The following is a 26,592-nucleotide window of genomic DNA, read 5'->3' on the forward strand; positions in this document are numbered from 1 at the left end:
AGGACACGTTTAACTTTGTACACAAACTTAAGTTTTTAAAGTTAGATACCCTAAAATTTGCTTGTGATTACCTATAACTCTATACAAAACTTTAACCAAAATAACCCCACTGCCGTAACCATTGGAACTTTTGATGGGGTACATATTGGACATAAAAAAATTATAGACAGAATTGTAGCAACTGCCAAAGGAAACGGGTTAGAATCTGTGTTGCTTACTTTTTACCCACATCCTAGAATGGTGTTGCAACAAGACGACTCTTTAAAACTACTAAATACTATTGAAGAAAAAAAAGAGATTTTAGCCCAAACCGGTTTAGATCATTTAATTATTCATCCGTTTACCAAAGAGTTTTCAAGATTAACAGCCTTAGATTTTATTAGAGATATACTAGTAACACAACTCAACACAAAAAAAATTATAATTGGTTACGATCACCGTTTTGGACGTAACCGAACCGCTACAGTTAAAGATTTAATAGAGTACGGAGCAGTTTATAATTTTGAAGTAGAGCAAATTTCTGCTCAAGAAATTAACGATGTTTCTGTAAGCTCTACTAAAATTAGAAACGCACTTATTGAAGGCGATATTCGTACTGCAAATTTATACTTAGGCTACCCATATATGCTTACCGGAACGGTTACTAAAGGCAAAGGATTAGGTAGGCAAATACAGTTTCCTACTGCCAATTTAACCATAGACAGCAAGTACAAACTTATTCCTAAAAAAGGAGCTTACGTGGTTAAAAGCACTTTAAATAATAAAACCATTTACGGCATGATGAATATTGGTGTTAACCCTACGGTAAGTGGAAAACACCAAACTATAGAAATTAATTTTTTTGATTTTAAACAAGACCTTTACAACAAACCGCTACGTGTTTATATGTTAGACAGGTTACGTGATGAACAAAAATTTGAATCTATAGATGCTTTAAAAAAACAATTAGAAGCCGATAGACAACAGGCTTTAGAAATTGTAGCTCGCCAAAATGCTTAACAAGTTTTTATTTAGACCCATAGATAATACCGCACTAATTGTATTTAGAATATTTTTTGGTTTTTTACTTTTTGCAGAGTGTATTGGTGCCATTTTTACGGGTTGGGTAAAACATACCTTTATTGAGCCTCAATTTACTTTTACTTTTATTGGTTTTGAGTGGCTTCAACCCCTTCCCGGATTTGGCATGTATTGGTATTATGCCATTATGGGTGTTTTAGGGCTTTTTGTTATGGTAGGTTATCGGTACAAAATTAGCCTTCTGTTGTTTACCCTAATGTGGAGTGCTACGTATTTAATGCAAAAATCATCATACAACAACCATTATTACCTGTTAATTTTAATTGCCGGCATTATGTTGTTTTTACCGGCACATAGGTACGCTTCGGTTGATGTAAAACAACTTCGAGTTAAAAAAGCAACCTGTATGCCTTCTTGGTGTAAACATATTATTGTTGCTCAGTTATTTATTGTTTATACATATGCTGCTATAGCTAAGCTATACCCCGATTGGCTTAATGGTACTGTAGTAAAAATTTTAATGAAAGGGAAAGAGCATTATTTTTTAATTGGCTCTTTGCTGCAACAACCCGAAGTGCAATTTTTTATTACTTACGGAGGAATAATTTTTGATGCCCTAATTATACCGGCACTCTTGTTTAAGCCAACCAGAAAATGGGCATTTTTTACGGCAATCTTTTTTCATTTATTTAATTCTGTTGTTTTTCAGATTGGAATTTTTCCGTATTTGGCATTAGCCTTTACCGTTTTCTTTTTTGAGCCAGAAACTATAAGAACACTTTTTTTAAAAAATAAAGCACATTGCAATCAGCAAAAAATAGCAATTCCATCATCAAAAAATATAATTATAGGTATTGGTGCTTTGTATTTAGCCATTCAAGTTTTGCTTCCGCTTAGACATTGGTTTATTAAAGGCGATGTTCTCTGGACCGAAGAAGGACACAGAATGAGTTGGCGAATGATGCTTAGAGCTAAATCGGGATACATTTCGTTTAAAGTGGTAGATAAAAACACAAAACAAGAAACCATTATTAATCCTGGCACCTATCTTACTAAAAAACAACAATACACACTTGCCGGAAAACCCGATGTTATATGGCAATTTGCGCAGTTTTTAAAGAAAGAATACGCAAAAAAAAATCAGGATGTTGCAGTGTTTGCTTTAGGTAAAGTAAGTGTAAATGGCAGTGCATTTAAACCACTTATAAATCCGGAAGTAGATTTAGCCTCTAAACCCTTTAACCACTTTGCACATAACAATTGGATACTTACCTATAAAAATCCTTAACAATTACAGCTATTTACATTAAATTTGTGCCTCCCAAAAAAACAAGTATTATGTTAGCCATACAGCGTATTAGAGAAGAAAAAGATGCCATTATAAAGGCTTTAGCAAAACGTAATATAGATGCTACAGGCTTAATTGAAACTGCTATTAGTTTAGATGAGCAACGCAGAGCAACCCAAACAGAATTAGACAATGTTTTGGCAGAGTCTAACAAACTATCTAAGCAAATAGGGATGCTTTTTAAGCAAGGTAATGCTGCAGAAGCTAATAAACTAAAAGAGCAAACGGTATCTTTAAAAGAATCTTCTAAAACGCTTGGACAAAAGCTACAAGAAATTACAGAGCAACTAAACCAAACGCTCTATCAGATACCTAATGTACCGCACGAGTCTGTTCCTAAAGGAGCATCAGACGAAGATAACGAAGAGGTTTTTAGAGAAGGGGCTGTTCCGGAGTTAGGGGCAAATGCACTTCCGCATTGGGAATTAGCTAAAAAATACGATTTAATTGATTTTGAATTAGGTGTAAAAATTACCGGCGCCGGTTTCCCGGTTTATAAGGGCAAAGGTGCTAAACTGCAACGTGCTTTAATTACCTATTTTTTAGATAAAAATACAGCAGCCGGTTATACAGAGTACCAACCACCGCATGTTATAAATGAAGCCTCTGGCTATGGTACCGGACAGCTACCCGATAAAGAAGGGCAGATGTACTACATTGCGCAAGACGATTTGTATTTAATACCAACTGCCGAAGTACCGGTTACTAACTTCTTTAGAGACACTTTATTAAACGAAGCCGATTTTCCTATTTGCTGTACAGCTTATACCCCTTGTTTTAGACGAGAAGCCGGAAGCTATGGTGCACACGTAAGAGGTTTAAACAGATTGCACCAATTTGATAAAGTAGAAATTGTTAGAATTGAGCACCCTGACAACTCATACAAGGCCCTTGATGGTATGGTAGAGCACGTTAAAAATATTTTACGTGAATTAAAATTACCGTATAGAATATTACGTTTGTGTGGGGGCGATTTAGGTTTTACCTCTGCCTTAACTTATGATTTTGAAGTGTACTCTACGGCTCAAAACCGTTGGTTAGAAATTAGTTCTGTTTCTAATTTTGAAACTTTTCAGGCAAACCGCCTAAAACTACGCTACAAAGATGCAAACGGTAAAAGCCAATTAGCACACACCCTAAATGGTAGTGCTTTAGCCTTGCCAAGAGTTTTAGCCGGTATTTTAGAAAACTACCAAACCGAAAACGGCATTAAAGTACCCGAAGTGTTAGTACCGTATACCGGTTTTGATATGATTGATTAATTACAATTAGCTACATTCTTATAGTTTGTAGCTAATTGTAAATAAAACAATTCTGGGCATTATAAACGTTCTCTGATCGGAAATTAAAAAGTTGTTAAAGGCGTTTTCTTGCTTAAATTGGGTATTAAACAAGTTTGTGGCTTTAAGCTCAAAACCCCAAGCACTATCTTCTTTTTTATAGAAAAGAGAAACGTTAGCATTATCAAATGTGTTTTCTACACCGCTTGTTTTGTTTATATAATTATTGTAGTTGTATTCTGCTTTAAAAGTAAAGTCTTCTAAAAAAGTATAATCTAAATATGCAAACAACGTATTGTTTTCAAATTTAGATGTTGTATTTAATGATTCGTAATTACTAAAATCTTTTGTGTATCCTACTTCTAAATTAGGCCACTTTTTAAACCGTGTTTCTATACTTGGCGTTACGGCAAATCTTTGTGATTTGTTTTTTATTGTAGCATTATTAATAAGCTGAAAAAAGTTACTGTAATTATATCTACCGCTTAACCTGAATCTTATTTTACGTATTTTTTTTGAAAAGCTACCATGTATATACAAGGCATCTTCCGGCATATTAAAAAGAATAGGCGTGCTGTAATAATCTATACCTTGCAATTGGGTAACATTTTTATAATGTTTTAATCGTTTGGTATAGCTAATGTTAGCATTGTAATAAAGACCTTTTAGTAAGCTAAACTTTGAATAATTAATGCTTGCAGAATGGTATAGCTCGTTTTCTAAGGTTTCATTCCCCTTAAATACACTATTAAAGTTTGATAGTATAAAGTTGTTTGCTAATCTGTTAACAGCAGGAAAACGTGCATTTAATTTGTACTTAACATTAATTTTTTCGCTGTTGTTAAACTCTATTGTTGTGGTAGCCTCAGGCAGTAATACCGCTTTATTATTAAACAATTTTTGGTTGGTTTGCTGGGTAGACCACGTGTAAAAATGGTAATATAATGCAGGTTTAAAAGTAAAAATACCCGTTTTAAATTTATATTCTAATCCTACATAGGTGTTTATAAAATTATACCTGAAATCATTATTAAAGCCTGCTTCAGAAAAATTATTGGTATTTCCGTTAGATAGTACTTGTTCATCAAAACTATTAAAGGTGTTAAAGGCACTGTTTATACCAATACTCGTATAAATATGATTAAAATTATTTAACACCCAATAATCTTTTACAATAGCATTAAAAGAGTGATTACTGATGCTTTTTGTTTGTAGAATGGTATATACGCTGTCTTGAACCAGTGGTAATAACCCCTGAAGAATTTCTTGATTGGTTATCCAATTAGTATTAGGCTTATCTGTTTGAAAATTATAGGTAGCCTCTAAAGTGCCAGTATGATAGTCTGATAATTTACGGCTATAATTTACATTTTGTTTAAACGTTAACGCTTTTACATTGGTTAGTGTGTTTATAACGTTATTTACTGTTGGAGTTGTTGTGGTTATAATACCATTATTGTTATTGCTTGTAATTTTAAAAAAACTATTTAAAGAGAGGTCTTCTTGGTAAGTAGGCTCATAATCTATTGTAATTTTACCAAGCGTAAAAAAATTGTTTGTTGTAGCTGTATTATTACGGTTTTCTACAAACGTATTTTCTTCATTTAAATATAAATTTTCTACTTGAGTTTCTGTTTGTGTTTTGTTTTTAGAGGCAATTACATAACCACTAATATCTGTACTGCTGTTAACAGCCTGCCGTATGTTTACTGCCCCAAATTTATGTATACTATTTTTAAAGTCTTGATTGTTTAAAAACTGTGCAAAATCACTACTGTAAATACTAAAATAGCTTCCGGAATTTTCTAGTAGTTTACCAAAACCACCTTCAAACTCAATGTAATCACTAAATGTAAAAGCCTTTACACCTGTATTGTTAACATCTGCAATAAAATTTATATTAGTTTTGGGACTATAGTAAAACAAATTAGGGTGTATGGTATATTTTTCATTATAACCTAAACCGGTTTCTATATCGCCAAAGGCAAATTTCTTTCTGTCTTTTTTTAGTTTTATGTTTAATGCTGTATCGTCTGTGTCTTGTAAGCCTTTTAGCATGGCTACTTCATTGTAGTTTTCTAACACCTCTACTTGATCTACAACATCTGCCGGAATGTTATTAACCGCCATTTTGGTATTGCCGGTAAAAAAAGGTTTATTATCTACCAGTAGCTTTTTAATTTTTTTACCGTTTGCTTTTACATTCCCTTCTCTATCTACCTCTATACCTGGTAGTTTTTTTAGTACTTCTCTAAGTTTACGCTCTTTACCACTTACAAATGCATCTGTATTGTAAACAATAGTATCTTCTTTAACAACCACCGGTATTTTGTAAGTAACCTCTACTTCATCTAATTCATTTACAGCTGGTTGCAACACAAAGTTTTTGGTAGTGTTTTGAGTAAGTGTAATGGTAGCGGTTAGTTTTTTATACCCCAAATAACTAATTTCTATATTATAAGGTACTTGTTTTTGTAAGCTTAGTTTATATATACCTTCCTCATCAGTTATGGCAAATTGGGTTTCTTTTCCTTCTTCTGCCGGAAAAGCAAGTATGTTAGTATATGGCAAAGGATTTTGCAGGCTGTCTGTAATTTTACCTTGTACCACAACAGATTGTGCATTCCCAAAATATATAACTGCTATAAAAAAAAGAAGTAGCATGCTACTTCTAATTGCGTTGTATTGTTTGTTGCTCATTAATTTATAATTAATTACGCGCTTGTTCTCGAGCTCTATTGGTTAACTCATGGTATTCTTGGGCTGTAATTTTTCTGCCTTTTGTTGGTTTCTGTATTTCTATCTCTTTATCCTTAAATGTTATGCTTTCCAGCCTAATAATATTTGATTTTCTTTTAACTTCTATTACAAGTCCGGGGAGACCTCCATAAGCAAGTGGCCCAAAAGGCACATTAATACTTGGTGCAAACCAAACTTCTTCGTATGTATTACACGTTTCACAATCTTTAATTGCTTTAATAACTTTATACTTGCCTATGTTCTTGGTGTCTTGAGTAATTTTCCAACCTACACCTAACGTATCTTTTATTAAAAACTGTGAACCCATAACCTCTAATTCTCGTAAAACAAGTTTATCTAATTTGTTCTGATAAAAAACACCTTTACCTACAATAGCTTTCGCAAGTCTATGTATATATGCGCTCTCACCATTGCCAATGGTAAGACTTTCCTCTAAATATGAAATAGCTTCTTTAGAGTTAAACTGTAAAACATAATTAAACCCCTTGGCGTAGTTGAGTGCTTTTAAAATTGTTTGTTTGGCTTTTTTATCTACTTCTTTATCTTCTAAGTTTATACTTAATACACTTTCTATAGGATAAACCTTATATACACAAACCCCACTTTTTTGGGCCGTTATAAGTAAACACATAAAAGAAAATAAAGCGGTTATGTAAATGTTGTTTTTCATGCTAATTTTTAATAGCCTTTAGCACCACTTCGCCTTGTTGTCGGTATTTTTCTTTACTTATGGTATGTATATTGGTTGGCCACGTTATTTGGGGTTGGTTTTTGGGGTTTAGTGTAACCGATTTTGCATAATAACTGGCCATAGGCAGGTGTAACTCTAATATAAGTCCGGGTAGTAAATTACCCCCATGATCTAAAGGCCCAAAAGGCAACGGTATTTGTGGTGTGTACCATGCCACTACTGTATAGTTTCTTTTAGGTAATTTTTTAATGTAAGTAGCTTTATAGCAGGTAAAATTGCCTATTTTTTTTGTGGTTTTAGTTAGCTCCCATGGGTGTTTTTCTATACTGCCTAAAATATTATAATCTTGCCCATAATTGTTTTTTACAGTTAGTTGTTGCCCGGTTTGTAAATTGGTGTAGTATTTGCCTCTACCTGCTAACCCAACAGCAATTTTTAACACATCATTCTTATCGCCTATTGCCATCCCTTCAATAAGCTTAAACAACGCAATGTTTTTATTAGCAAACAGCTTATACTCTATATTATGAGCAGCTTTTACTACAGGCAAAAAGTATTTTGCTGAATTGTTTTTACTCGATACAAGATGTTTATAGAATACCTCTAAACTAGCAGTATAAATAACTTCTGCCGAAACAGTTTGGGCACTACTTGCATAACCAAAAAAGCAAAATACTAATGCTAAAATTATTTTTTTTGTATGATACATTAATTACAAGTTTTGTATAAAATATTCTTTTTCACGCTCAAAAAACATATTAATCTTAGTTTTTAAGATGATAGTTATTATCATGGTAATCGTTTATACTCTGTTTACATTATTAAAATCTGTATTCTATTTTAAAAAGTACAAACCTTGGTAACAGTCTATATTCGGTTGTTGATGTTCCAATGTCGCTAACCGAAAAGTTCCTGAAACTTTTGGTATTAAACAGGTTTTTCCCGGTAAGCCCTAACGTTAATTTGTTTTCAATGAGTTGGTATCGTGCATTAAAATCTAAAAAATAGTACGTGTTATTATTTTGCAGATTCCCAAAATAGTAGCGCTCTGAATTTATGGTAACATTAAACTTGTCATTAAACACAAAAAACAAATCCAAAAAACTAACATTATCTGTAAATGAATTTGTACTTGTTGTTTTTATTTTTTTAGTTGTCCACTTTGTGCCTATATGGTAATTAAAAATTCCTTTAAAGCCTGAACGTAACTCAAAACCATAGTTGTAATTATTTGATGTTATTTGCCTTAAAGTAGAATTATTTACGATGTTTTTAAAATCACTTTTAAAATATCCTATATCTAATTTTAAATTTGTTGAGAGTCTCTTTAAGTAAAAATCTAATTTTGAATTAATACTTATAAGCTCTCGGTCTTTAATAAGTATCTTTTCTGATTGGGTATAATTTTGTGCTATTAAAGCATTAGTAGAAAAAAAATCGTGATTTTTTCTGTAAAGTATATATGTATTGGCAAAAAACTTATCACTCCAGTTACCTAATTGATAATTTATATTCAGGCTTGAGGCTTCAAGTTGGTTAAACCCTCCGGAGCCTTTAGAAAATGTTCTATAACCTGTTAGAACAAAATCACTATAAACGTCTAATATTTTTGCATTTGTAGTATTGTAGGAATACGAAGACGTAATTGTGTTTTTGTCATTTATGTACCAATCAAACTCTATACTTGGGTTTATAAAAAAAGGATTTTGACAGGTTGATACACCCTTATTTTCCAGCCTGTTAAAAAGCTGATGAACGTTGAGCGCTGCTCCAATTTTAAAATCGTTTATTTTTAGCAGGTATTTACTCTTAACGTATAAATCATTTACCTGATAGTTGGTTTGGTTTTGATAACCGTTAGGTTGTTCTAAAACCGTTTCATCTTCTAAAAGTGAAAATGTAGTTGATAGTACATCTTTTCTATATTCATTCCCTAATTGCAGTTCTAATAGATCTCCGCCTTTTTTACGATCCAGCAAATGAGCATTTAAGCCTGCAAACTGCATTTGGCTGTTGCTTAATTGAGAAACATTGTTGGCATTTGTATTTTCCGGAAACAATTCTTCATAAAAAAATTGATTAAGCCTGTAGTTTTGTGGTGTTTTTTCATCAATAAAACGTCCTGTAATTAAAAAAGCTTTTTTGTTTTTAAACTTATTGGTGTAGTTTATTTTTTGGTCAAAAAGCGTGTTTTGGTGTTTTAAATTTTCTATGGTAGTGTTACCATTAAAAAGCAGATTAGAATTATCACTAAAATCACCATTATTGTATTTTGTGGTGGCTTCTAACATTTTGGTTTTAGAGATGTTGTATATAACATCTAATTTGCCAAAAGCTATTTGTTTTTTGTTTAGTAACGTATAATCTTCGGTATTGGTAAAGTTTGTACCATTTACAGCTACTACATCAACCCTGTTTCTAAAAAAATCGTTTTCATCCCAATTAAAAAAACCTAATGCTTTTATTTTTAATTTATCGGTAGGATTAAAAATAGCATTAAGCGAAACCAGTTCTGCATTGTTAAAATTGGTTCTGCTTTGTTTAAAGCTAAATAGGGTTGATGATAAATTTAAAAGCGGGGTAACACTTTGGTCATCACCAATACTGGCAGGTTCATTAAACCTGAAAGGTTTTATTAAATTTTGTATATCGCCGGTGGCATCATAACCAATATTATTAAAATTGGTTAAAAAATAGTATTTGTTTTTCTTGCCAAAGTTCATCAAGTTGGCTTTTACTTGGTAAAAACTATCGTTCCCAATACTAGTTTTAATATTACCAAACCAAATACGTTTAGATTTTTCGTTTAATTTTAGATTTAGTGCTACTTTATTACTTTCTTCTACCCCTTTTAAAAGTCGGTTATTTGAATAGTTTTTTAAAATTTCGACTTCTTCAATGGGGTATGCAGGCATGTTTTTAGACAAGATTTTGTAGCCTCTCTCAAAAAAGTCATCACCATCTACCATTAGTTTAGATATTTCTTGATTGCCTACTTTAATGGCCCCTTCGCTATCTACTTGTAATCCCGGTATTTTTTTAAGTAAATCTTCAACAGTTTGCTCTGTTCCGTTTGTGAAGAATTTAGTTTTAAAATTAATAGTGTCTTTATTTACAGAAATTGGCATTTCGGCTTTAATGATAACTTCTTTTAACTCAAAGGGTTTGGGTTGTAAAACAAAATTAATCTCGCGTTTATTATTGCCTTGTTGCGTATATAAAATCTCTTTAGTGTGAAACCCTAAAGCAAGACATTTTATTAAAACAGAATCGTTTTTAACTTTTAAATTATAAATTCCATCATCATTGGTGTAGGAGTATGAATCTATTACTCCGGTTAATGTACTGGCTACTACAGAGGCTCCTTGAATTGCCTCTCCTTTATTGTTAACCACCGTACCGCTTATATTTACTTGTGCATTGGTGTAAATACAAGCTAAAAAGAACCCTAAAATTAAAAATCGCATTTATAATCTATTATTTCAAGGTTACTATCACTCCCTACACTTCTAATTCTAACATTAGAACTACTACCTCTTGGTAGTTTAGAAGCAACAATTTTTTCGAATTCTTTTGCATCTTCGCACTTTTTAATTTTAAATTCTTGATCAAGGTTAATGTCTTGTTTGTTTAATTTAATACTAATTGCTTTAGCTATGTACTTTTTATCAACATCATAAACTTCTAAAATAAGCCCCGGTAATCCAAAATATTTTCCCGACCCATAAGGCACCGGAATATCTTCTGCGTACCATGCAACATATTGCCTTCCTCTAAAATTCATTTGTGCTTTTCTACATGTAAAGCCTCCAATTAATTTTGTTTCTTGTAAAATATCCCAATCATGATTAATTGTATCATAAATAGTGTATTGTTTTATTGATGTAATTTCAGTATAATAAATTTTATTACCTACATTATAGAAGAAATCGCCTTCCATTTCAATTTTTGAAAGATCATATAAAAAATGTGATTCATCAACATTAGTAGTGTTTTCGCTTTCAATCTCTATATCTTTACTTAAAGATTTTTCTGAATCAAAAATTAAATTATAACCATATTTATGGATTCCAAAATCAGAATTATAAATATTTGAATATAGCACTTGACCGTGAAAGGTGTTTTTTTGAGCCATTACAAAGTGGCTTATAAATGTAAATGCAATAAGTACTCTTAAAGTTAATATGCTCATAGTTTTAGTTTTCTGTAAATAGCTACAAACAACATATAGGTTTTTTTTGCTTCTGTTTGTAAATACAAGCTAAAAAGAACACTAAAATTAAAAATCGCATTTATAATCTATTATTTCAAGACTACTATCACCACCTCCAACATTATAAACTTTAAAATTAGAATACCCTCTTGGTAATTTAGAAGCAACAATTTTTTCGAATTCTTTTGCATCTTCGCACATTTTAATTTTAAATTCCTGAAAAGATATTGCGTTTTTTATACTTTTTTTAAGTTTATTTAATTCTTGATCAAGGTTAATGTTTTGATTGTTTAATTTAATACTAATTGCTTTAGCTATATACTTTTTATCAACATCATAAACTTCTAAAATAAGCCCCGGTAATCCAAAATATTTTCTTGGCCCATAAGGCACCGGAATATCTTCTGTGTACCACGCAACATATTGCCTTCCTCTAAAATTCATTTGTGCTTTTCTACATGTAAAGCCTCCAATTAATTTTGTTTCTTGTAAAATATCCCAATCATGATTAATTGTATCATAAATAGTGTATTGTTTTATTGATGTAATTTCATTATAATAAATTTTATTATCTACATAATAGAAGAAAGAAACTTGTTTATAAATATTCTTTACAAAATCATTTAAAAAATGTGTTTCATCAATAGCATTAGGATTTTTAAGTTTACTTTTTATTTCTGTAGATAAAGACTTTTCCGAATCAAAAATTAAATTATACTTTTTATTAATGACACCAATTTCAGAATTATGAACTTCAGAATATGTTATAAAACCATGTAAGGTGTTTTTTTGAGACACTACAAAGTGGCTTATAAATGTAAATACAATAAGTACTCTTAAAGTTAATATGCTCATAGTTTTAGTTTTCTGTAAATAACTACAAACAACATATAGGTGTTTTTTGCTTCTGTTTGTAAATTATTTCTCTAAAATAAGCAAAAAAAACTTGATGTATAAAAATATTCTCACAAGATTATTTATAGCATTTAGTGATTATAAGAACTATTTTACTTTCAAAATGTTTGAAGCTTAATTATTAAATGTTTTTTCAAGAAATTCTGATGTAGTTACATTAGTTATCTTAACATTTCTTGGAAGTTTAGCTTTCAATTTTCTTATCAGCTCTGTGGTATATTCAGATTGCTCTTTAGCATATTCCTTCAAGTTAACGCAATCTCCTTTTTTAAAAATTTTATTATAGTCTACACTTTGTTTTGGTTGATTTGAAATTGATTTTATGTAAAACTGCACCAATTTATCTGTATCATAAGCTTCTAAAATTGCTCCTGGTAAGCCTTGTAATTTCCAAGGTCCAATAGGTGCCGGAATTTGCGAAGTAAACCAAACCACATAGGTTCTTCCTCTAAAGTTTCCTATGGCTTTATTACATTTAAAATTATCTATATTCTTAGTATCGGCTGTAATTTTCCAATTAATTATTGGTCGCTTCTCTTTTAATATTTTTGGTGTTCCCAAATGTAAAAATCTTGACATAATAGTATCTGTAATAAAGTTTACCTGATTAATGGTGCCAATACTATCTTCAATAATAATTTCAAACTCATAATTTCCTTCATCGGTAACCTCAATATTAGTCTCCTCTGCTTTTTTAGTATGATCATTCCAATAAAAAGTAGCCTTATTATCACTATAATTTAAAACAGCATTATATTTTTTGGGTTTATTTAAACTAAGTATCATATCATACTTCAAAACCAATTCATTAGCATCTTGAGAATAAATTACTCCGGTTATCAATAACATTAATACTAATAAATACTTTTTCATATTAAATAAAGTTAATGGTTGTAAGGCATCCGGTTAACCCAGATGCCTTTGACACTTTATTGTATAGCTGCTTTGGCTTCTTTATAGAGCCTTTTAATAGTTGCTCCAACTTCTGAGCAAGGTATATTCTCTGCCGTTAGTGTAACAGAGACAACCCCTACGCTAATAGTAACAGAAACCGAAACAGTACAGAAATCTTCTGATTGATATAACTGATTTAATTGATTTAAATTACAATTTTCAAAATCTTGAAAAGAACTAAATTTTGAGATAAACAATCCTCTTTTAAAATTCCTTTTCAATATCGTTATTTCCCTCTCGTGTCAATTCAATTCTAGCACCTCTTGGTAATCTTGCTAAAACTTTCTTTTTAAAGAATTCTCTTGATTTTATTTTTGCTCTTTTTCTTATTTTGATAAATTCTTGAATAGAGATAATATTTTCAGTATCTATTTTTTCCATGCTGATGTTTGCATGGTTATATGGTGTTTCAATTTTTTCCAAAAGAAATGATACTTGATTAGTATTATCAGTCATATTAACTATTAAACCAGGTAGACCATGAAATTTCCATGGTCCTATTGAAATAGGAATTTCCTCGGTATACCAAGCAACATAGTTTCTACCCCTAAATTTGGTTGTTGCTTTTTTGCATAAAAATTTATCTATTTTTTTTGTTTCTTTCTCAAGTTTCCACTTAACTGTTATTGGTTCAACAATACTGTATCTAATATAGGTTTCACCATCGTCTTCTGTAATAAAATCATTGGAATATATTTTTCCTGTCTTAAAATTTGTTATGATAAGTGGTTGAATGCTATCAGGTGTTTCAGGATTTAATACTACTTCATCGGTATATTCGTTACTTACAACTTTTTCAGGAGCAATCCTTTCTAATAATTTGAATTCAGATTCTCTGCCCTTAGAAACAAGGCTATAGTAAATTGGAGCATAACCATTCTTTTCCAACAAAATCTTATATACTGCTTTGAAATTATTTTGTGAAAAAAGACTTGCTGATATTAACAAAAATATAATATTGATATATAATTTGTTTTTCATATGAATAAGTTATTTTTATCTTTAAAAACCTCCAAAAACTTATTTATTAGTTTTTGGAGGAATAATTAACTAATTGAACCAACTGGCTATCTTAAATTTGACACAAGTCCACCAAGAAACATCGTGTAATGTAATTGTATATGAATCACCATTGATTTTGAATTCACCAGAGCAAGTTGCACAAATTTCATCAGTAGTTTCGATGTTTTCTATAGTAGTAGCTTGAGTTGAAATAAAACTAAGTACAAATATTGATAGCAAAACAACTTTATTTTTCATAATTATTTCATTATTTCTTTAATTAATTCTTCACAACTCTTACCATGTATTGTAATAGTATAACTATCTCCTGTTTTGTTATTCTTGATTGTAATTGTACAATCAAAAAACAACATACCTAAATCATAATTATTAAGATTAATAGATTGTTTATTAATCTTAATTTCTACATTATCCAACTTATTTTGATTTGAATTAGTATTATCATTTGCAAAAGCAAACGTTCCTACTAACATAAAAGTTAAAGCAAAGAATAAATTTCTCATAATTTTAAGTTTTTTGGTTAATTAAATTTAGTTTCTCCATTACATTTTAATTGCGCAATTTTGTAAAGGATTGCACTAATGTATCAAAAAAAAAAAAAAAAAAATCAAAATATTCTTACTTATATCTTTTATATAACTTACATTTTTTAGAGGTTTTAAGCTCATATCAAAAAAAATAAGATTGTAGCCTGTTAAAATCTTTAACGCTTTTTTTCGTTTTCTATAAGTATCTTTGGCTAAACCCCTTTTGTATTATGCGTTGGCTATTACTTTTTGTTTTGTTTTGTAGTCTTACATCAGCTTGGTCTCAAACCGATGCTATTGCCAGACGGTACTTAAAAGATGGTGATTTTGAGAAAGCTGCTGTTTATTACGAACAATTAGTGAAAACTCACCCTGCCAGACCCGACTATTTACAACAACTGGTAACTTGCTACCAACAACTAGAGCAATACAGTAAAATAGAGCAACTGCTTGTTCCTAAAATAAATTCCGGTAGTATTTACCCTCCTTTAATAATAGACATGGGGTACACCTACAAACTTCAAAACCAAAACACCAAAGCTACCCAATACTTTAATAAAGCTTTAAATGCTGTTAAACAACAACCGCTGTATGCTGATGCCGTTGGACTACAATTTCAAAAATATGCCTTGTTAGATTACGCCATACAAGCCTATACCATTGGTGCAGAACGTAATCCAAAGGCAAATTACAACTTTCAACTCGCCAGAATTTATGGCGAAAAGGGCGATATTGAGAAAATGTACGATAACTATTTGCAAGTAATTACGTTTAACACAGCTTCTAAAAGCAATGTGCTGTATTATATTAGTCAGTTTATCACCGAAAACCCCGAACATAAAAACAATATATTGTTAAAAAGGGCATTGCTTAAAAAAGCACAAAAAGAGCCTAATATATTATGGAACGAGCTACTAAGTTGGCTATTTGTACAGCAACACCAATACATGAGTGCTTTTATTCAAGAAAAAGCTATATACAATAGAGCTACAGAAGGTACATCATTACAACGTATAGAGCGGTTAGCCAATTTAGCACAAAAACATAATGACACAGAAGCTGCTAAAGCAATTAACAATTATATAGTAGAAAATGCAGTTGCTATTAAAACTAAAATTAATGCACATTTGCAACTTATTAACCTAAAGCTAAAACAGCCCAACAAAAAAACTATTCAAGAAGTAGAGAGCACGTACCAAAACCTTTTAAACCAGTATGGCAAAACCCCTGAAACACTTAATTTACAAAATGCTTATGCCTCTTTTTTAGCTTTTAAAAAAGAGCAACCTAATTTGGGTATTAGCTTTTTAAAAGAAAGCATGGGTTTGCCGTTAACGCGTTTTGAACAAGCAGAGCTTAAAATGACATTAGCCGATATTTTAGTTTATGCAGAACGCTTTAACGAAGCTCTTATATATTACTCTCAAATTCAAAAGAGTTTAAAAAACCATGTTATTGGTCAGAATGCCCGATTTAAAGTGGCGCAAACCAGTTTTTATAAAGGCGATTTTGATTGGGCCAATACACAATTAAAAGTATTAAGAGCATCGGCATCACAACTTATTGCTAACGATGCCATGCAGCTTAGCTTACTTATAACAGATAACATATTAGAAGACTCTACCCAAACCGCATTAAAAAAATATGCCAAAGCACACTTATATGCCTATCAAAATAAAAAACAAGAAGCTATTGCTTTTTTAGACGATATTTTAAAAAATCATAAAGGAGAAAGCATAGAAGACGAAGCGCTTTTTAAACAAGCCCAATTATTAACAACATTAGGGTTATACGATAAAGCGCTGGTAAATTATTTAAAAATAATAGAATTTCACGGATACGGCATTCTTGCAGACGATGCTTTGTATGAACTTGCAAAACTTTACCTCAATGCCTTTAACGAGCCTGAAAAGGCCATGCCATACTTAGAGAAAATAATATTTAACCACCCCGATAGTATTCATTTTGTTGAGGCCAGAAAAAAATACCGTGCTTTACGAGGCGATGCTATAAACTAACTTTTCAGAATAAAAATGCTTACTTACCTTTGCCCGTAAAACAACAAAATATATGTATTTATACAATGTAACTATTAATATAGATGAGAGCGTGCACGATGAGTGGCTAAATTGGATGCGTAATGAGCACATTCCGGATATGTTGGCTACCGGAAAATTTACTTCGGCACGCATGCTAAAAGTTTTGGTAGAAGAAGAAATGGGCGGGATTACTTATTCTGTACAATACATTGCACCAAATAAAGAAGCATTAGAAAGCTACTATAAAGAAGATGCAGACAGACTAAGGGGTGAAGGAATGAAAAAATTTGCCGATAAATTTGTAGCTTTCAGAACAGAGCTAGAAATTATAAGTGAGCATTAATGAGTGTTAGGGCCAAAAAACATTTAGGACAGCATTTTTTAACCGATGAAAACATCGCCAAAAAAATTGCTGATACCCTAACATTAAACAGCTACAACACCATTTTAGAAATTGGTCCCGGAATGGGTGTGCTCACTAAATACTTATTACAAAAACCGGTTACTACTTACGTTATTGAGATAGACACAGAGTCTGTTGCCTATTTAAATGAAAATTACCCAACATTGAGTAACAACATAATTGAGGCCGATTTTTTAAAGCACGATATTGTTACTACACTAAAGCAAAAGCCTTTTGCTATTACAGGTAATTTTCCGTACAACATTTCATCTCAGATACTTTTTAAACTACTGCAAATAAAAGAGTATGTTCCGGAGTTTACAGGAATGTTTCAAAAAGAAGTAGCAGAGCGTGTATGCCAAAAAGAAGGAAGCAAAACCTACGGTATTTTATCGGTTTTAATACAAGCCTTTTATAAGGCAGAATATTTATTCACCGTATCTGAACATGTGTTTAATCCGCCTCCAAAAGTAAAGTCGGGGGTTTTACGCTTACAACGCAAAGAAAATTTCTCCTTACCCTGTAACGAAAAACTATTTTTTACAGTTGTAAAAACAGCTTTTAACCAACGCCGAAAAACATTGCGTAACAGCTTAAAAAGCTTAGACCTTTCTGATAATTTAAAAGAAGATACTATCTTTGGGCAACGTCCGGAGCAATTAAGTGTTCAAGACTTCATTTTGTTAACCCAGAAGATAGAACATGACACCGTTTAAACTCAGCGAAGAATTAATAGAGCAAATTCAAGAGTTAATAGAGAATAAAAAAGATAAAACTCTATTAGAACTCCTTGAAAACGTTCACTATGCAGATATTGCTGAGATTATTAACGAACTTAATTTAGACGAGGCAACGTACATAATAAAACTTCTGGATAGTGAAAAAACAGCCGATGTTTTAACAGAAGTAGATGAAGATATTAGAGAGCGTATTTTAGCCGGACTTTCTGCAAAAGAAATTGCCGAAGAGCTAGATGAGCTTGATACAGATGATGCAGCCGATATTATTGCCGAACTTCCCGAAGAGCGTATTCAAGAAGTTATTTCTGAATTAGAAGATAAAGAGCACGCTAAAGATATTGTAGAGCTTTTACGCTATGATGAAGATACTGCCGGGGGGCTCATGGCTAAAGAGCTTGTTAAGGTTAACGAAAACTGGAATGTACTTACTTGTGTTAAAGAAATGCGCGCCCAAGCCGAAAATGTTACACGTGTACATTCTATCTATGTAGTAGATAATGATGATAAGCTAAAAGGAAGGCTATCGTTAAAAGATCTCCTAACTACATCAACCAAAACACAAATAAGTGAAGTTTATATTCCTCATGTAGATTCTGTTTCTGTACACGATAAAGCAGAAGATGTTGCAAAAGTAATGCAAAAGTACGATCTGGAAGCAATCCCCGTAGTAGATGAAATGGGAAGATTAGTGGGGCGTATTACTATTGATGATATTGTTGATGTAATTAAAGAAGAAGCCGATAAAGATTATCAGCTTGCTGCAGGTATTACACAAGAGGTTGAAGCAGATGATACCATTTTAGAACTTACTAAAGCACGTTTACCCTGGCTTATTTTAGGCTTGTTTGGCGGTTTAGGAAGTGTATTTATTATGGAAGGCTACGAAGATGCCCTATCTAAATACAAAGAGCTGTTTTTCTTTACTCCATTAATTGCCGCTATGGCCGGAAACGTTGGAGTACAATCTAGCGCAATTATTGTACAAGGTTTGGCTAATAAAACCGTAAAAGGAAGCCTCTGGAAACGTTTAGTTAAAGAAGTTGGCTTAAGCCTTATAAACGGTGCTGCATTGGCTTTAATTATCATTGCATTCGGACTTATAATGGATTACGAAATTTCATTTAGTCTTACCATTGCTGCAGCACTACTATCGGTTATAATTGTTGCTGCATTAATCGGCACGTTTGTTCCAATAATTTTAGATAAAAAAGGTATTGATCCTGCCATCGCTACCGGTCCGTTTATTACAACCAGCAACGATATTTTTGGAATATTTCTCTTCTTTTACATTGCCAAAATAGTACTTGGCTTCTAACACACAAACAATCATGAAACCCATTAACATAACAGAAAAGTTTAACGCTTTTTCTAACCATTGGCATCCGCACCAAATTGCTGTAGTAGATACTATGCAAGTGCTATTAGCAAAGCTAAAAGGAGAATTTGTTTGGCATACCCACGAAAACGAAGATGAACTATTTCAGGTAATTAAAGGTACACTTTACATGCAATTTAGAGACAGAACAGAAATAGTTAAAGAAGGAGAAATTATTGTGGTACCAAAAGGGGTAGAGCACAACCCAAAAACTAAAAATAACGAAGAGGTTCATGTGCTTTTATTCGAAAAATTATCTACAGCTCATACCGGAAATGTTGTTCACGAAAAAACAAAAACTCATTATCCCAAAATATAATTATGAAAATTCTTCATTTAGATGCTAATCATCCAATGTTATTACAAGAACTCAACAATCTTGGGTTTATAAACGATGAAGATTACACCAGCACTAAAGAAGCTATTTTAAACATCATTCAGGAGTATGATGGTATTGTGATTAGAAGCCGATTTACAATAGATAGGCATTTTATAGATAAAGCTACCAACCTAAAATTTATTGCCAGAGTTGGTGCAGGATTAGAAAATATTGATGTTGCTTACGCATCGCAAAAAAACATACAACTTATAGCAGCTCCGGAGGGTAACAAAAATGCTGTTGCAGAACACGCCTTGGGCATGTTACTTTCTTTGTTTAATAATTTAAACAGAGCAGACAACCAGGTTAGAAACGGTAAGTGGTTAAGAGAAGCAAACAGAGGAATAGAGTTAGATGGTAAAACGGTTGGTATAATAGGCTATGGTAATATGGGCAAAGCTTTTGCCAGAAAGCTACAAGGCTTTAACGTAAACGTTATTTGTTACGATATTTTACCTGATGTAGGTGATGCTTTTGCAAAACAAGTAACACTACAACAGCTGCAAGAGCAAACCGATGTTTTGAGTTTTCACGTTCCGCTTACACCAGAAACTAATCAAATGTTTAACCGTCAATTTATCAAACAATTTGCAAAACCCTTTTGGTTGTTAAATACGGCTCGTGGGAAAATTGTAAACACCAACGATTTAGTTGAAGCGCTAAAAAACAAAACCGTTTTAGGAGCCGGATTAGACGTTTTAGAATACGAAAAAACATCTTTCGAAAATTTATTTTTATCCGATAATTTACCGGAAGCATTCGTCTATTTAACCCAAGCAGATAATGTAATTTTAACACCACATATTGCCGGTTGGACTCATGAAAGTTACCTGAAATTAGCCCAAACCATTGTTAACAAAATAAAAGCTCTTTTTTGTTAACTTTAAGCCTAATGAAAAAAACTATTCTTGTTTTCGCTGCTGTAATTGTAGCTGTATTAAGCTTACTACAACTAAGCAAATACAATGTTTTAGTTGGTAATCTTTCTTTAGAAATTTTTATTGCCATAGTTGCAGCTGTTTTTTTTGTGAGTGGTTTACTTTTAACTCAAAAAACTACCTCTGCTAACAACACTACTTCAGAAATAAATACTAAGCAATTGGCCTCTATTGGTTTAACCCAGCGCGAATATCAAGTGCTTTGTGAAATAGCCAATGGTTTATCTAATCAAGAAATTGCTCAAAAACTTCACCTGTCAGAAAGTACAATTAAAACACATGTTTCTAACATTTACAGTAAGTTACATGTTAAACGAAGAACTCAAGCAATACAAAAGGCTAAAGCCTTAAAAATTATTGCTTCTTAACCTTTTAACTCTTAAGTACCATAATTTTGGTACTTTAGTATGAGCTCTCTGTTATACTTATACTTTACTTTTGGTTATAAACCTTTAAACATTATTTAGTATGAAAACCGTTGTAAAAAAATATGGTATTAAAAGTGCCATTACTATTGTTGTGCTGTTTTTATTAGGATGGACACTTGGTAAAAACCTAAGTTTTTCTACACAAGAAGTTATTGGTTATGCCAGCATGACCGTTTCTTTGCTTTTTGTGTATTACGGTATTAGACACTACAGAGACTCGGTTAATAATGGCGTTGTAACATTTAAAAAAGCTCTTGCCATTGGGTTGCTTATTAGCTTGTTTGCTGCTACTGCTTTTGCAATTTTAGACGCCATTTATGTAACGTACATAAACCCAGATTTTGCAGAGCAGTATATGCAATACACGCTTAGCGAAATGAAAAATACTATGCCGGCCCAAGAGTTTGAACAACAAAAAGAAAAACTAATGCAACAAATGGAGTATTTTGATAACCCTTTACTAACCAGCTTGTTAATGTTTGCTACGGTTATGATTATTGGTTTAATCATATCAGCTTTATCTGCATTGCTTTTACAACGTAAATAAAATATTATGACATCAGACGCTAAAACACCGGATGAGTATGTAGCTTCACTCCCCGAAGACAGAAAAGAGGCTATTTCAAAGCTAAGAGCTGTAATAAAAAATAATTTACCCGAAGGGTTTGAGGAAACCATGAGTTATGGAATGATTGGATATGTTGTCCCACATAGTTTGTACCCAGATGGCTATCATTGTACTCCGGAGCTTCCTTTACCCTTTTTAAATATTGCTTCGCAAAAAAATTATATAGCAATTTACCATGCAGGTATTTATGCCGATAAAAAACTACATGATTGGTTTGTGAGTGAATATCCAAAATATGTATCCACAAAACTAGATATGGGAAAAAGCTGTATTAGATTTAAAAAAGTAAGTAATATTCCGTACAAGCTTATTGGAGAGTTAGCCCAAAAAATGACACCTCAGCAATGGATTTCTATTTACGAACAAAATGTAAAAACCAAAAAATAATATGAAAAAAAGAGTAACCGGCATTGGTGGCTTTTTCTTTAAGTGTAAAAACCCAGATGCCGTAAAAAACTGGTATAAAAAACACTTGGGGTTACCAACAGATCAATATGGTTGTACTTTTTTGTGGAAAGATGAAAAAGGAAATGATTGTATTACACAATGGAGCCCTTTTAAAGAAGACACAAAGTACTTTGAGCCCAGTAATAAACAATTTATGATGAACTTTAGAGTAGAAAATCTTGAAGAATTATTAAAAACTCTTAAAAAAGAAGGTGTTACCGTTGTTGGTGATATAGAAGAATACGATTATGGTAAATTTGGGTGGATTTTAGACCCCGAAGGAAACAAAATAGAACTCTGGGAACCAATAGATAAAGCGCTCTTGTAAAAACACGTATTTTTTAGTAGCTTAGAGGATAAAACCAACTAAAAAACAACACATTATGAGCGACGAAAACAAAGATTTTAGCGAAAAAGCAAAAGAAGCTGCTAAAGAGTTTGCAGAAGAGGCAAAAGAAACTGCTAAAGAGTTTAAAGCCGGAGCAGAAGAGGCCTTAGCAAAAGACAATAAAAAAATCTTGGCAGGTGTACTAGCCATTTTACTTGGAGGATTCGGAGTTCATAAGTTTATTCTGGGCTATAACAAAGAAGGCTTTATTTTGTTAGGCTGTACCATTATTTTAGGAATTATTACATGCGGTCTTATTAACGGTTTAATTTGGGTAATTACCCTTGTAGAAGGCATTATTTATTTAACCAAATCTGACGAAGAGTTTTATACTACCTATCAACTAAACAAAAGACCTTGGTTTTAAATTTAATAGCCAATATTTTATAGTATTGGCTTTTTTTAAACAATTTATTATCGTAATATTGCAATATTAAAATATATTAAATGGGCATAACCAAAACACAAATTTTTAATAACAAACAAAACCAACTGGCTAAAATATTTAAAGTACTGGGCCATCCGGCTCGTATTGCTATTTTAGAATACATAAGCAAACAAGATGCTTGTATTTGTAATGATATTGTAAACGAAATAGGTTTAGCGCAACCCACAATCTCACAACACTTAAAAGAGCTAAAAAACGCAGAGCTTATTAAAGGAGAAATAGAAGGTAAAAAAATATGCTATTGCTTAAACGTTGCAACCTGGAATACCATACAACAAGAACTCAATCAATTTTTTAATTCAACTAAAGCAAATTGCTGCTAAATAATTATACTTATGACTACGAACGGATTTTTATCGGTTTTACAACAACATAAAGACAAATCTTTACTATTTGAATATGCCCCTAACCAAAATGTTAGACCCAATTATCACATCACCGAAGTAAAAAACATTACTGTAGATGCTGTAGATTGTGGTGCCGGAACCGACTTCTGGAAAGAAACCGTTATTCAACTATGGGAAAGCCCATCAGAAATAAACAAAACAAACTACATGTCGGTTTATAAAGCTTTAAGTATTTTAAAAAAAGTAAACCGAATTAAACCCTTAGTACCAGATGCAGAAATTAAATTTGAATACGGTAATGAGTCTTTTCATACGGCACACTTTTTTGTACAAGATGTTGTAATAACCCAAAAACAACTTATTATAAAACTTTCTGTAACTAAAACAGATTGTAAAGCTAAAAGTACATGTGGCATTCCAGAACAAGACGCTTCTAAAGCAAATAGCCCTGAAGAATCTTGCTGCGCTCCAACCCAAAATTGTTGCTAGTTTTTTAATCTTTAATAATAGTTTATAAACAAAACCAACACAACACATGAAAAATATTTTAGTGCTTTGCACCGGAAATTCTTGCAGAAGTCAAATGGCTCATGGCTACTTACAACATTTTGCTAATGGCAAAGCAACCGTTTATAGTGCCGGAATAGAAACTCATGGCGTAAACCCAAAGGCAGTTGCTGTTTTAAAAGAAGACGGGATAGATATTAGCAAGCACACGTCAAACCATGTAGATGAATATTTAACTGTTGATTTTGATTTTATTATAACGGTTTGTGATCATGCAAATGAAAACTGTCCTTACATACCGGCTAAGAATGCGGTTAAGTTGCATAAAAACTTTTCAGACCCATCTAAAGTAACTGGCACTCCCGAAGAAATACACAATGCTTTTATAAAAACCCGAAACGAAATTAAAGACTACTGCAAAAAGTTTGTAGAAACTTATTTGTCTTGATGGGATTGCTCTGCAAAATCTCTAAACTGATTGAGCCATTTTTGAGTTTGCATTTTAAACATTCCAGGAAAAAGCACCGAAATTGTTTTTGGAAAAAAGCCTTTAATTTTAGTGTAATGCAAATTGGCAACCCATTGTGTAGTATTGGCATCTACCTCAACAAAGAGGTTTTGCATAATGTTTGTCATATGTGTATGCTCATAAATAGCAGTATACTCTTCGGGAAGTTTGTTATGCAGTATTGTTTCTAACAACTGCATTGTTTTTTGTTTCTCAGGGATATCGTATAGTATTTTAGACAATGTTCCCTCTTGTGTATGCTTACCTGTTAAAACCGTATAACTCTTAAAGTTGTCTTGCCACTCTTTTAAGTTATTAGGCTCTAAAAACAAAGAGATTACTGTTTTTCTGGGAGCTTTAATTACTACATTACAACTAAACTTCATCGCACAACCCTTTATTCATAATGTTACAAGGGTTTGGGAGCGATGGTATGTAACTTTATGAGTTTACAACAAAAGTAGTAATAACTGTTTATTTATCTGAATTTCCTTCTGCTAATTTACGTTCTAACTCTGCTTGAAACTCTTCCATAACCGGTTTAACAGTACTTTCCGGCAGGTCGGCAATTCTAATATACATTAAACCATCTACAGAATTGTTAAAAAGCGGATCTACATTAAAGGCAACAACTTTAGCGTTCTGCTTTATGTATTTTTTTATAAGCACCGGTAAGCGTAAACTTCCGGGTTCTACTTCATCAATTAGTTTATCGAATTTATTTAAATCGGCTTCAGTTTCATCAAAAATAAAATCTTTATCGGCATCCTTCAGCTTAACTTTAAACTCTTTTTTGGGTCTAACATATTGTGCTACATACGGATCCCAATAGTGAGATTTCATAAACTCTATCATTAATGATTTAGAGAAATTAGAAAACTGGTTGCTTATACTTACACCTCCTATTAAATATTTATGTTCAGGGTAACGAAGCGTTGTGTGCACTATACCTTTCCAGAGCAAAAATAGCGGCATTGGTTTTTGTTGGTACTCTTTAATAATAAAAGCCCTACCCATTTCTATGCTTTCGCTCATCATTTTATAAAGCTCGGGTTCAAACCTAAACAAATCTTGCAGGTAAAACCCATCTATACCATGTGCTGCATAAATTTTAGAGCCTAACCCCATACGGTATGCTCCAACTATTTGTTGAGCCTGGGCATCCCACAAAAACATATGGTGATAGTACGAATCAAACTTATCTAAATCTATAGATTGGTTTGTGCCCTCGCCTACTTCTCTAAAGGTAATTTCTCTAAGCCTACCTATTTCTCTTAAAATATTGGGTATTTGTTTGGCTTCTGCTAAATAAACCTCATAGTTTTTACTTTGTAACAACCTACAGTCTGCTTCTTTTAACTGTGCAACTTCTTTAGCCATTAGCTCGCCACTAACCGGTGTTACAATTTTTTGAGGTGTTTTAGGAATTTTAAGACTTGCAGGCACTTTATTTAACAAACTTTCTTTCTCAAAAGGGTTTGCTAACATGTATGTTTTTTTTCGTAAAAACTCTGTAAACTCTTCTAAAGATTCGTGTTCGTTTTGGGCATCTACCGGTATTGGTTTCCCTATTCTTACCTTAATTACTCTGTTTTTTTGAGTTAGCAATTCTGAAGGTAATTTGGCGGTTCTAAGCGTATCGCTAATTTTAGAAAGCCTGTAAAATAACCGACTGTTTTTTGCGTGAAAATAAATGGGCACAACCGGTACTTTGGCTTTTTTTACCAATTTCATGGCAGCTTCTTCCCAAGGTTTATCTACAATTAGCTTTCCGTCTCTGTAGGTAGAAACTTCTCCTGCCGGAAATATTCCTAACGGATGCCCATTGTGCACATGATTTAGCGCTTGTTTAAAACCGGTAATACTGCTTTTGGCATCTTTATGATCTTCAAAAGGGTTTACAGGCATTATATAAGGCACTAAAGGCTCTATTCTGTGCAGTAAAAAATTAGCAATTATTTTATAGTCTGAGCGCTGTTCTAACAATAATTTTAAAAGTAAAACACCATCTATGCCACCTAATGGATGATTAGAAATTGTTATATAAGCACCGTCTTTGGGTAATCTTTTTAAATCTTCTTCAGGAATTTCAAATCTTATCTGAAACTCATCTAAAATTGCATTTAAAAAGTCTAAGTCTTTTTTATCTTTATGTTTATTATAAATTTTATTTAGTGTAGATATGTTTAGCACTTTCATGAGTAACCAACCCATAAATGTTCCTAACGGACCGTATTTGTCTACTTTTATTACACGTGCAACCTCTTTGGCAGTAACCAATCCCAT

29 protein-coding genes are annotated in these 26,592 nt (G+C 32.2%); 17 read left to right on the forward strand and 12 right to left on the reverse strand.

Translation table 11 applies throughout. The features are described 5' to 3' along the window. The first annotated feature begins 63 nt into the window (after positions 1-63). The 3 genes from ACZ5CF_RS01700 to serS are packed head-to-tail and all read left to right on the forward strand — an operon-like array spanning position 64 to position 3,630. Positions 64-999, forward strand: coding sequence for a bifunctional riboflavin kinase/FAD synthetase (locus ACZ5CF_RS01700; RefSeq protein ID WP_464579951.1), 936 nt, complete (start codon positions 64-66; stop codon positions 997-999). Continuing rightward, complete coding sequence (locus tag ACZ5CF_RS01705) at positions 992-2,308, forward strand: HTTM domain-containing protein (protein ID WP_464579952.1); 1,317 nt, start codon at positions 992-994, stop codon at positions 2,306-2,308. The genes ACZ5CF_RS01700 and ACZ5CF_RS01705 overlap by 8 nt, the downstream gene beginning before the upstream one ends. 50 nt (positions 2,309-2,358) lie before the next feature. Next, positions 2,359-3,630, forward strand: a complete 1,272-nt coding sequence (gene serS / locus ACZ5CF_RS01710) for a serine--tRNA ligase (protein ID WP_464579954.1) — start codon at positions 2,359-2,361, stop codon at positions 3,628-3,630. A gap of 18 nt (positions 3,631-3,648) precedes the next feature. On the opposite strand, the gene ACZ5CF_RS01715 is transcribed toward serS, so the two are convergent. From ACZ5CF_RS01715 to ACZ5CF_RS01760, 10 genes are all read right to left on the reverse strand, one after another. Further along, positions 3,649-6,348 carry a carboxypeptidase-like regulatory domain-containing protein gene (locus ACZ5CF_RS01715; protein ID WP_464579955.1) on the reverse strand — a complete coding sequence of 900 codons (2,700 nt, stop codon included), beginning with the start codon at positions 6,346-6,348 and terminating at the stop codon, positions 3,649-3,651. 10 nt (positions 6,349-6,358) lie between these two features. Continuing rightward, entirely contained in the window at positions 6,359-7,078 is a 720-nt protein-coding gene (locus tag ACZ5CF_RS01720) for a GLPGLI family protein (protein ID WP_464579956.1), read from the reverse strand. A 1-nt stretch (position 7,079) separates the two neighbouring features. Then, complete coding sequence (locus ACZ5CF_RS01725) at positions 7,080-7,808, reverse strand: GLPGLI family protein (protein WP_464579958.1); 729 nt, start codon at positions 7,806-7,808, stop codon at positions 7,080-7,082. Positions 7,809-7,920: 112 nt separating this feature from the next. Then, entirely contained in the window at positions 7,921-10,566 is a 2,646-nt protein-coding gene (locus ACZ5CF_RS01730; RefSeq protein WP_464579959.1) for a carboxypeptidase-like regulatory domain-containing protein, read from the reverse strand. Further along, positions 10,554-11,291 (reverse strand): GLPGLI family protein, encoded by a 738-nt coding sequence (locus ACZ5CF_RS01735; protein WP_464579960.1) that lies wholly within the window; start codon positions 11,289-11,291, stop codon positions 10,554-10,556. The genes ACZ5CF_RS01730 and ACZ5CF_RS01735 overlap by 13 nt, the downstream gene beginning before the upstream one ends. An 87-nt stretch (positions 11,292-11,378) precedes the next feature. Then, positions 11,379-12,167: a GLPGLI family protein gene (locus tag ACZ5CF_RS01740; RefSeq protein ID WP_464579962.1), complete on the reverse strand. Its 789-nt coding sequence runs from the start codon at positions 12,165-12,167 to the stop codon at positions 11,379-11,381. Positions 12,168-12,341: 174 nt separating this feature from the next. Continuing rightward, the gene (locus ACZ5CF_RS01745) at positions 12,342-13,100 is read right to left on the reverse strand and encodes a GLPGLI family protein (RefSeq protein ID WP_464579963.1); all 759 of its coding nucleotides are present in this window, start codon (positions 13,098-13,100) and stop codon (positions 12,342-12,344) included. Between the two features lie 56 nt (positions 13,101-13,156). Beyond that, positions 13,157-13,402 carry a hypothetical protein gene (locus tag ACZ5CF_RS01750; RefSeq protein ID WP_464579965.1) on the reverse strand — a complete coding sequence of 82 codons (246 nt, stop codon included), beginning with the start codon at positions 13,400-13,402 and terminating at the stop codon, positions 13,157-13,159. Next, positions 13,386-14,162, reverse strand: a complete 777-nt coding sequence (locus ACZ5CF_RS01755; RefSeq protein WP_464579967.1) for a GLPGLI family protein — start codon at positions 14,160-14,162, stop codon at positions 13,386-13,388. The genes ACZ5CF_RS01750 and ACZ5CF_RS01755 overlap by 17 nt, the downstream gene beginning before the upstream one ends. Positions 14,163-14,443: 281 nt before the next feature. Then, positions 14,444-14,707 (reverse strand): hypothetical protein, encoded by a 264-nt coding sequence (locus ACZ5CF_RS01760; protein ID WP_464579968.1) that lies wholly within the window; start codon positions 14,705-14,707, stop codon positions 14,444-14,446. A 254-nt stretch (positions 14,708-14,961) separates the two neighbouring features. On the opposite strand from ACZ5CF_RS01760, the gene ACZ5CF_RS01765 reads away from it, so the two are divergent. The 14 genes from ACZ5CF_RS01765 (at position 14,962) to ACZ5CF_RS01830 (ending at position 24,246) form a co-directional block, all read left to right on the forward strand. Continuing rightward, on the forward strand, positions 14,962-16,749 hold the full coding sequence (locus tag ACZ5CF_RS01765) for a tetratricopeptide repeat protein (protein WP_464579970.1): 1,788 nt from the start codon (positions 14,962-14,964) through the stop codon (positions 16,747-16,749). Between the two features lie 52 nt (positions 16,750-16,801). Continuing rightward, entirely contained in the window at positions 16,802-17,113 is a 312-nt protein-coding gene (locus ACZ5CF_RS01770) for a DUF4286 family protein (RefSeq protein WP_464579971.1), read from the forward strand. Beyond that, positions 17,113-17,889: a 16S rRNA (adenine(1518)-N(6)/adenine(1519)-N(6))-dimethyltransferase RsmA gene (gene rsmA / locus ACZ5CF_RS01775; protein ID WP_464579972.1), complete on the forward strand. Its 777-nt coding sequence runs from the start codon at positions 17,113-17,115 to the stop codon at positions 17,887-17,889. The genes ACZ5CF_RS01770 and rsmA overlap by 1 nt, the downstream gene beginning before the upstream one ends. After that, a complete protein-coding gene (gene mgtE / locus ACZ5CF_RS01780; protein ID WP_464579974.1) occupies positions 17,876-19,228 on the forward strand; it encodes a magnesium transporter in 1,353 nt (450 codons plus the stop codon). The genes rsmA and mgtE overlap by 14 nt, the downstream gene beginning before the upstream one ends. Positions 19,229-19,241: 13 nt before the next feature. Further along, positions 19,242-19,607 carry a cupin domain-containing protein gene (locus ACZ5CF_RS01785; protein ID WP_464579975.1) on the forward strand — a complete coding sequence of 122 codons (366 nt, stop codon included), beginning with the start codon at positions 19,242-19,244 and terminating at the stop codon, positions 19,605-19,607. A gap of 2 nt (positions 19,608-19,609) precedes the next feature. Then, positions 19,610-20,548, forward strand: coding sequence for a 2-hydroxyacid dehydrogenase (locus ACZ5CF_RS01790; protein WP_464579976.1), 939 nt, complete (start codon positions 19,610-19,612; stop codon positions 20,546-20,548). Between the two features lie 11 nt (positions 20,549-20,559). After that, complete coding sequence (locus tag ACZ5CF_RS01795; RefSeq protein ID WP_464579977.1) at positions 20,560-20,973, forward strand: response regulator transcription factor; 414 nt, start codon at positions 20,560-20,562, stop codon at positions 20,971-20,973. A 100-nt stretch (positions 20,974-21,073) separates the two neighbouring features. Beyond that, positions 21,074-21,580 carry a DUF4199 domain-containing protein gene (locus ACZ5CF_RS01800; protein ID WP_464579978.1) on the forward strand — a complete coding sequence of 169 codons (507 nt, stop codon included), beginning with the start codon at positions 21,074-21,076 and terminating at the stop codon, positions 21,578-21,580. Positions 21,581-21,586: 6 nt separating this feature from the next. After that, on the forward strand, positions 21,587-22,048 hold the full coding sequence (locus ACZ5CF_RS01805; RefSeq protein ID WP_464579980.1) for a DUF1801 domain-containing protein: 462 nt from the start codon (positions 21,587-21,589) through the stop codon (positions 22,046-22,048). A 1-nt stretch (position 22,049) separates the two neighbouring features. Further along, complete coding sequence (locus ACZ5CF_RS01810; RefSeq protein ID WP_464579981.1) at positions 22,050-22,436, forward strand: VOC family protein; 387 nt, start codon at positions 22,050-22,052, stop codon at positions 22,434-22,436. A gap of 55 nt (positions 22,437-22,491) precedes the next feature. Then, positions 22,492-22,863 (forward strand): TM2 domain-containing protein, encoded by a 372-nt coding sequence (locus tag ACZ5CF_RS01815; RefSeq protein WP_464579982.1) that lies wholly within the window; start codon positions 22,492-22,494, stop codon positions 22,861-22,863. Between the two features lie 80 nt (positions 22,864-22,943). Continuing rightward, on the forward strand, positions 22,944-23,267 hold the full coding sequence (locus ACZ5CF_RS01820) for an ArsR/SmtB family transcription factor (protein WP_464579983.1): 324 nt from the start codon (positions 22,944-22,946) through the stop codon (positions 23,265-23,267). 12 nt (positions 23,268-23,279) lie between these two features. Further along, positions 23,280-23,780, forward strand: coding sequence for a DUF6428 family protein (locus ACZ5CF_RS01825; RefSeq protein WP_464579984.1), 501 nt, complete (start codon positions 23,280-23,282; stop codon positions 23,778-23,780). A gap of 46 nt (positions 23,781-23,826) precedes the next feature. Continuing rightward, complete coding sequence (locus ACZ5CF_RS01830; protein WP_464579986.1) at positions 23,827-24,246, forward strand: arsenate reductase ArsC; 420 nt, start codon at positions 23,827-23,829, stop codon at positions 24,244-24,246. On the opposite strand, the gene ACZ5CF_RS01835 is transcribed toward ACZ5CF_RS01830, so the two are convergent. Together ACZ5CF_RS01835 and ACZ5CF_RS01840 are read right to left on the reverse strand one after the other, a co-directional pair. After that, positions 24,234-24,692 (reverse strand): SRPBCC family protein, encoded by a 459-nt coding sequence (locus ACZ5CF_RS01835; protein WP_464579988.1) that lies wholly within the window; start codon positions 24,690-24,692, stop codon positions 24,234-24,236. The two genes, ACZ5CF_RS01830 and ACZ5CF_RS01835, sit on opposite strands and share 13 nt — an antisense overlap. 88 nt (positions 24,693-24,780) lie before the next feature. Then, complete coding sequence (locus ACZ5CF_RS01840; protein WP_464579989.1) at positions 24,781-26,592, reverse strand: GNAT family N-acyltransferase; 1,812 nt, start codon at positions 26,590-26,592, stop codon at positions 24,781-24,783.

The sequence above is a fragment of the Lutaonella thermophila genome (genome assembly GCF_055387725.1).

What these genes read in the sequence shown, in the direction of transcription:
- ACZ5CF_RS01705 (WP_464579952.1), top strand. Translation starts at nt 992, where the DNA reads ATGCTTAACAAGTTTTTATTTAGACCCATAGATAATACCGCACTAATT.
- serS (WP_464579954.1), top strand. Translation starts at nt 2,359, where the DNA reads ATGTTAGCCATACAGCGTATTAGAGAAGAAAAAGATGCCATTATAAAG.
- ACZ5CF_RS01715 (WP_464579955.1), bottom strand. Translation starts at nt 6,348, where the DNA reads ATGAGCAACAAACAATACAACGCAATTAGAAGTAGCATGCTACTTCTT.
- ACZ5CF_RS01720 (WP_464579956.1), bottom strand. Translation starts at nt 7,078, where the DNA reads ATGAAAAACAACATTTACATAACCGCTTTATTTTCTTTTATGTGTTTA.
- ACZ5CF_RS01725 (WP_464579958.1), bottom strand. Translation starts at nt 7,808, where the DNA reads ATGTATCATACAAAAAAAATAATTTTAGCATTAGTATTTTGCTTTTTT.
- ACZ5CF_RS01730 (WP_464579959.1), bottom strand. Translation starts at nt 10,566, where the DNA reads ATGCGATTTTTAATTTTAGGGTTCTTTTTAGCTTGTATTTACACCAAT.
- ACZ5CF_RS01735 (WP_464579960.1), bottom strand. Translation starts at nt 11,291, where the DNA reads ATGAGCATATTAACTTTAAGAGTACTTATTGCATTTACATTTATAAGC.
- ACZ5CF_RS01740 (WP_464579962.1), bottom strand. Translation starts at nt 12,167, where the DNA reads ATGAGCATATTAACTTTAAGAGTACTTATTGTATTTACATTTATAAGC.
- ACZ5CF_RS01745 (WP_464579963.1), bottom strand. Translation starts at nt 13,100, where the DNA reads ATGAAAAAGTATTTATTAGTATTAATGTTATTGATAACCGGAGTAATT.
- ACZ5CF_RS01755 (WP_464579967.1), bottom strand. Translation starts at nt 14,162, where the DNA reads ATGAAAAACAAATTATATATCAATATTATATTTTTGTTAATATCAGCA.
- ACZ5CF_RS01760 (WP_464579968.1), bottom strand. Translation starts at nt 14,707, where the DNA reads ATGAGAAATTTATTCTTTGCTTTAACTTTTATGTTAGTAGGAACGTTT.
- ACZ5CF_RS01765 (WP_464579970.1), top strand. Translation starts at nt 14,962, where the DNA reads ATGCGTTGGCTATTACTTTTTGTTTTGTTTTGTAGTCTTACATCAGCT.
- ACZ5CF_RS01770 (WP_464579971.1), top strand. Translation starts at nt 16,802, where the DNA reads ATGTATTTATACAATGTAACTATTAATATAGATGAGAGCGTGCACGAT.
- rsmA (WP_464579972.1), top strand. Translation starts at nt 17,113, where the DNA reads ATGAGTGTTAGGGCCAAAAAACATTTAGGACAGCATTTTTTAACCGAT.
- mgtE (WP_464579974.1), top strand. Translation starts at nt 17,876, where the DNA reads ATGACACCGTTTAAACTCAGCGAAGAATTAATAGAGCAAATTCAAGAG.
- ACZ5CF_RS01785 (WP_464579975.1), top strand. Translation starts at nt 19,242, where the DNA reads ATGAAACCCATTAACATAACAGAAAAGTTTAACGCTTTTTCTAACCAT.
- ACZ5CF_RS01790 (WP_464579976.1), top strand. Translation starts at nt 19,610, where the DNA reads ATGAAAATTCTTCATTTAGATGCTAATCATCCAATGTTATTACAAGAA.
- ACZ5CF_RS01795 (WP_464579977.1), top strand. Translation starts at nt 20,560, where the DNA reads ATGAAAAAAACTATTCTTGTTTTCGCTGCTGTAATTGTAGCTGTATTA.
- ACZ5CF_RS01800 (WP_464579978.1), top strand. Translation starts at nt 21,074, where the DNA reads ATGAAAACCGTTGTAAAAAAATATGGTATTAAAAGTGCCATTACTATT.
- ACZ5CF_RS01805 (WP_464579980.1), top strand. Translation starts at nt 21,587, where the DNA reads ATGACATCAGACGCTAAAACACCGGATGAGTATGTAGCTTCACTCCCC.
- ACZ5CF_RS01810 (WP_464579981.1), top strand. Translation starts at nt 22,050, where the DNA reads ATGAAAAAAAGAGTAACCGGCATTGGTGGCTTTTTCTTTAAGTGTAAA.
- ACZ5CF_RS01815 (WP_464579982.1), top strand. Translation starts at nt 22,492, where the DNA reads ATGAGCGACGAAAACAAAGATTTTAGCGAAAAAGCAAAAGAAGCTGCT.
- ACZ5CF_RS01820 (WP_464579983.1), top strand. Translation starts at nt 22,944, where the DNA reads ATGGGCATAACCAAAACACAAATTTTTAATAACAAACAAAACCAACTG.
- ACZ5CF_RS01825 (WP_464579984.1), top strand. Translation starts at nt 23,280, where the DNA reads ATGACTACGAACGGATTTTTATCGGTTTTACAACAACATAAAGACAAA.
- ACZ5CF_RS01830 (WP_464579986.1), top strand. Translation starts at nt 23,827, where the DNA reads ATGAAAAATATTTTAGTGCTTTGCACCGGAAATTCTTGCAGAAGTCAA.
- ACZ5CF_RS01835 (WP_464579988.1), bottom strand. Translation starts at nt 24,692, where the DNA reads ATGAAGTTTAGTTGTAATGTAGTAATTAAAGCTCCCAGAAAAACAGTA.
- ACZ5CF_RS01840 (WP_464579989.1), bottom strand. Translation starts at nt 26,592, where the DNA reads ATGGGATTGGTTACTGCCAAAGAGGTTGCACGTGTAATAAAAGTAGAC.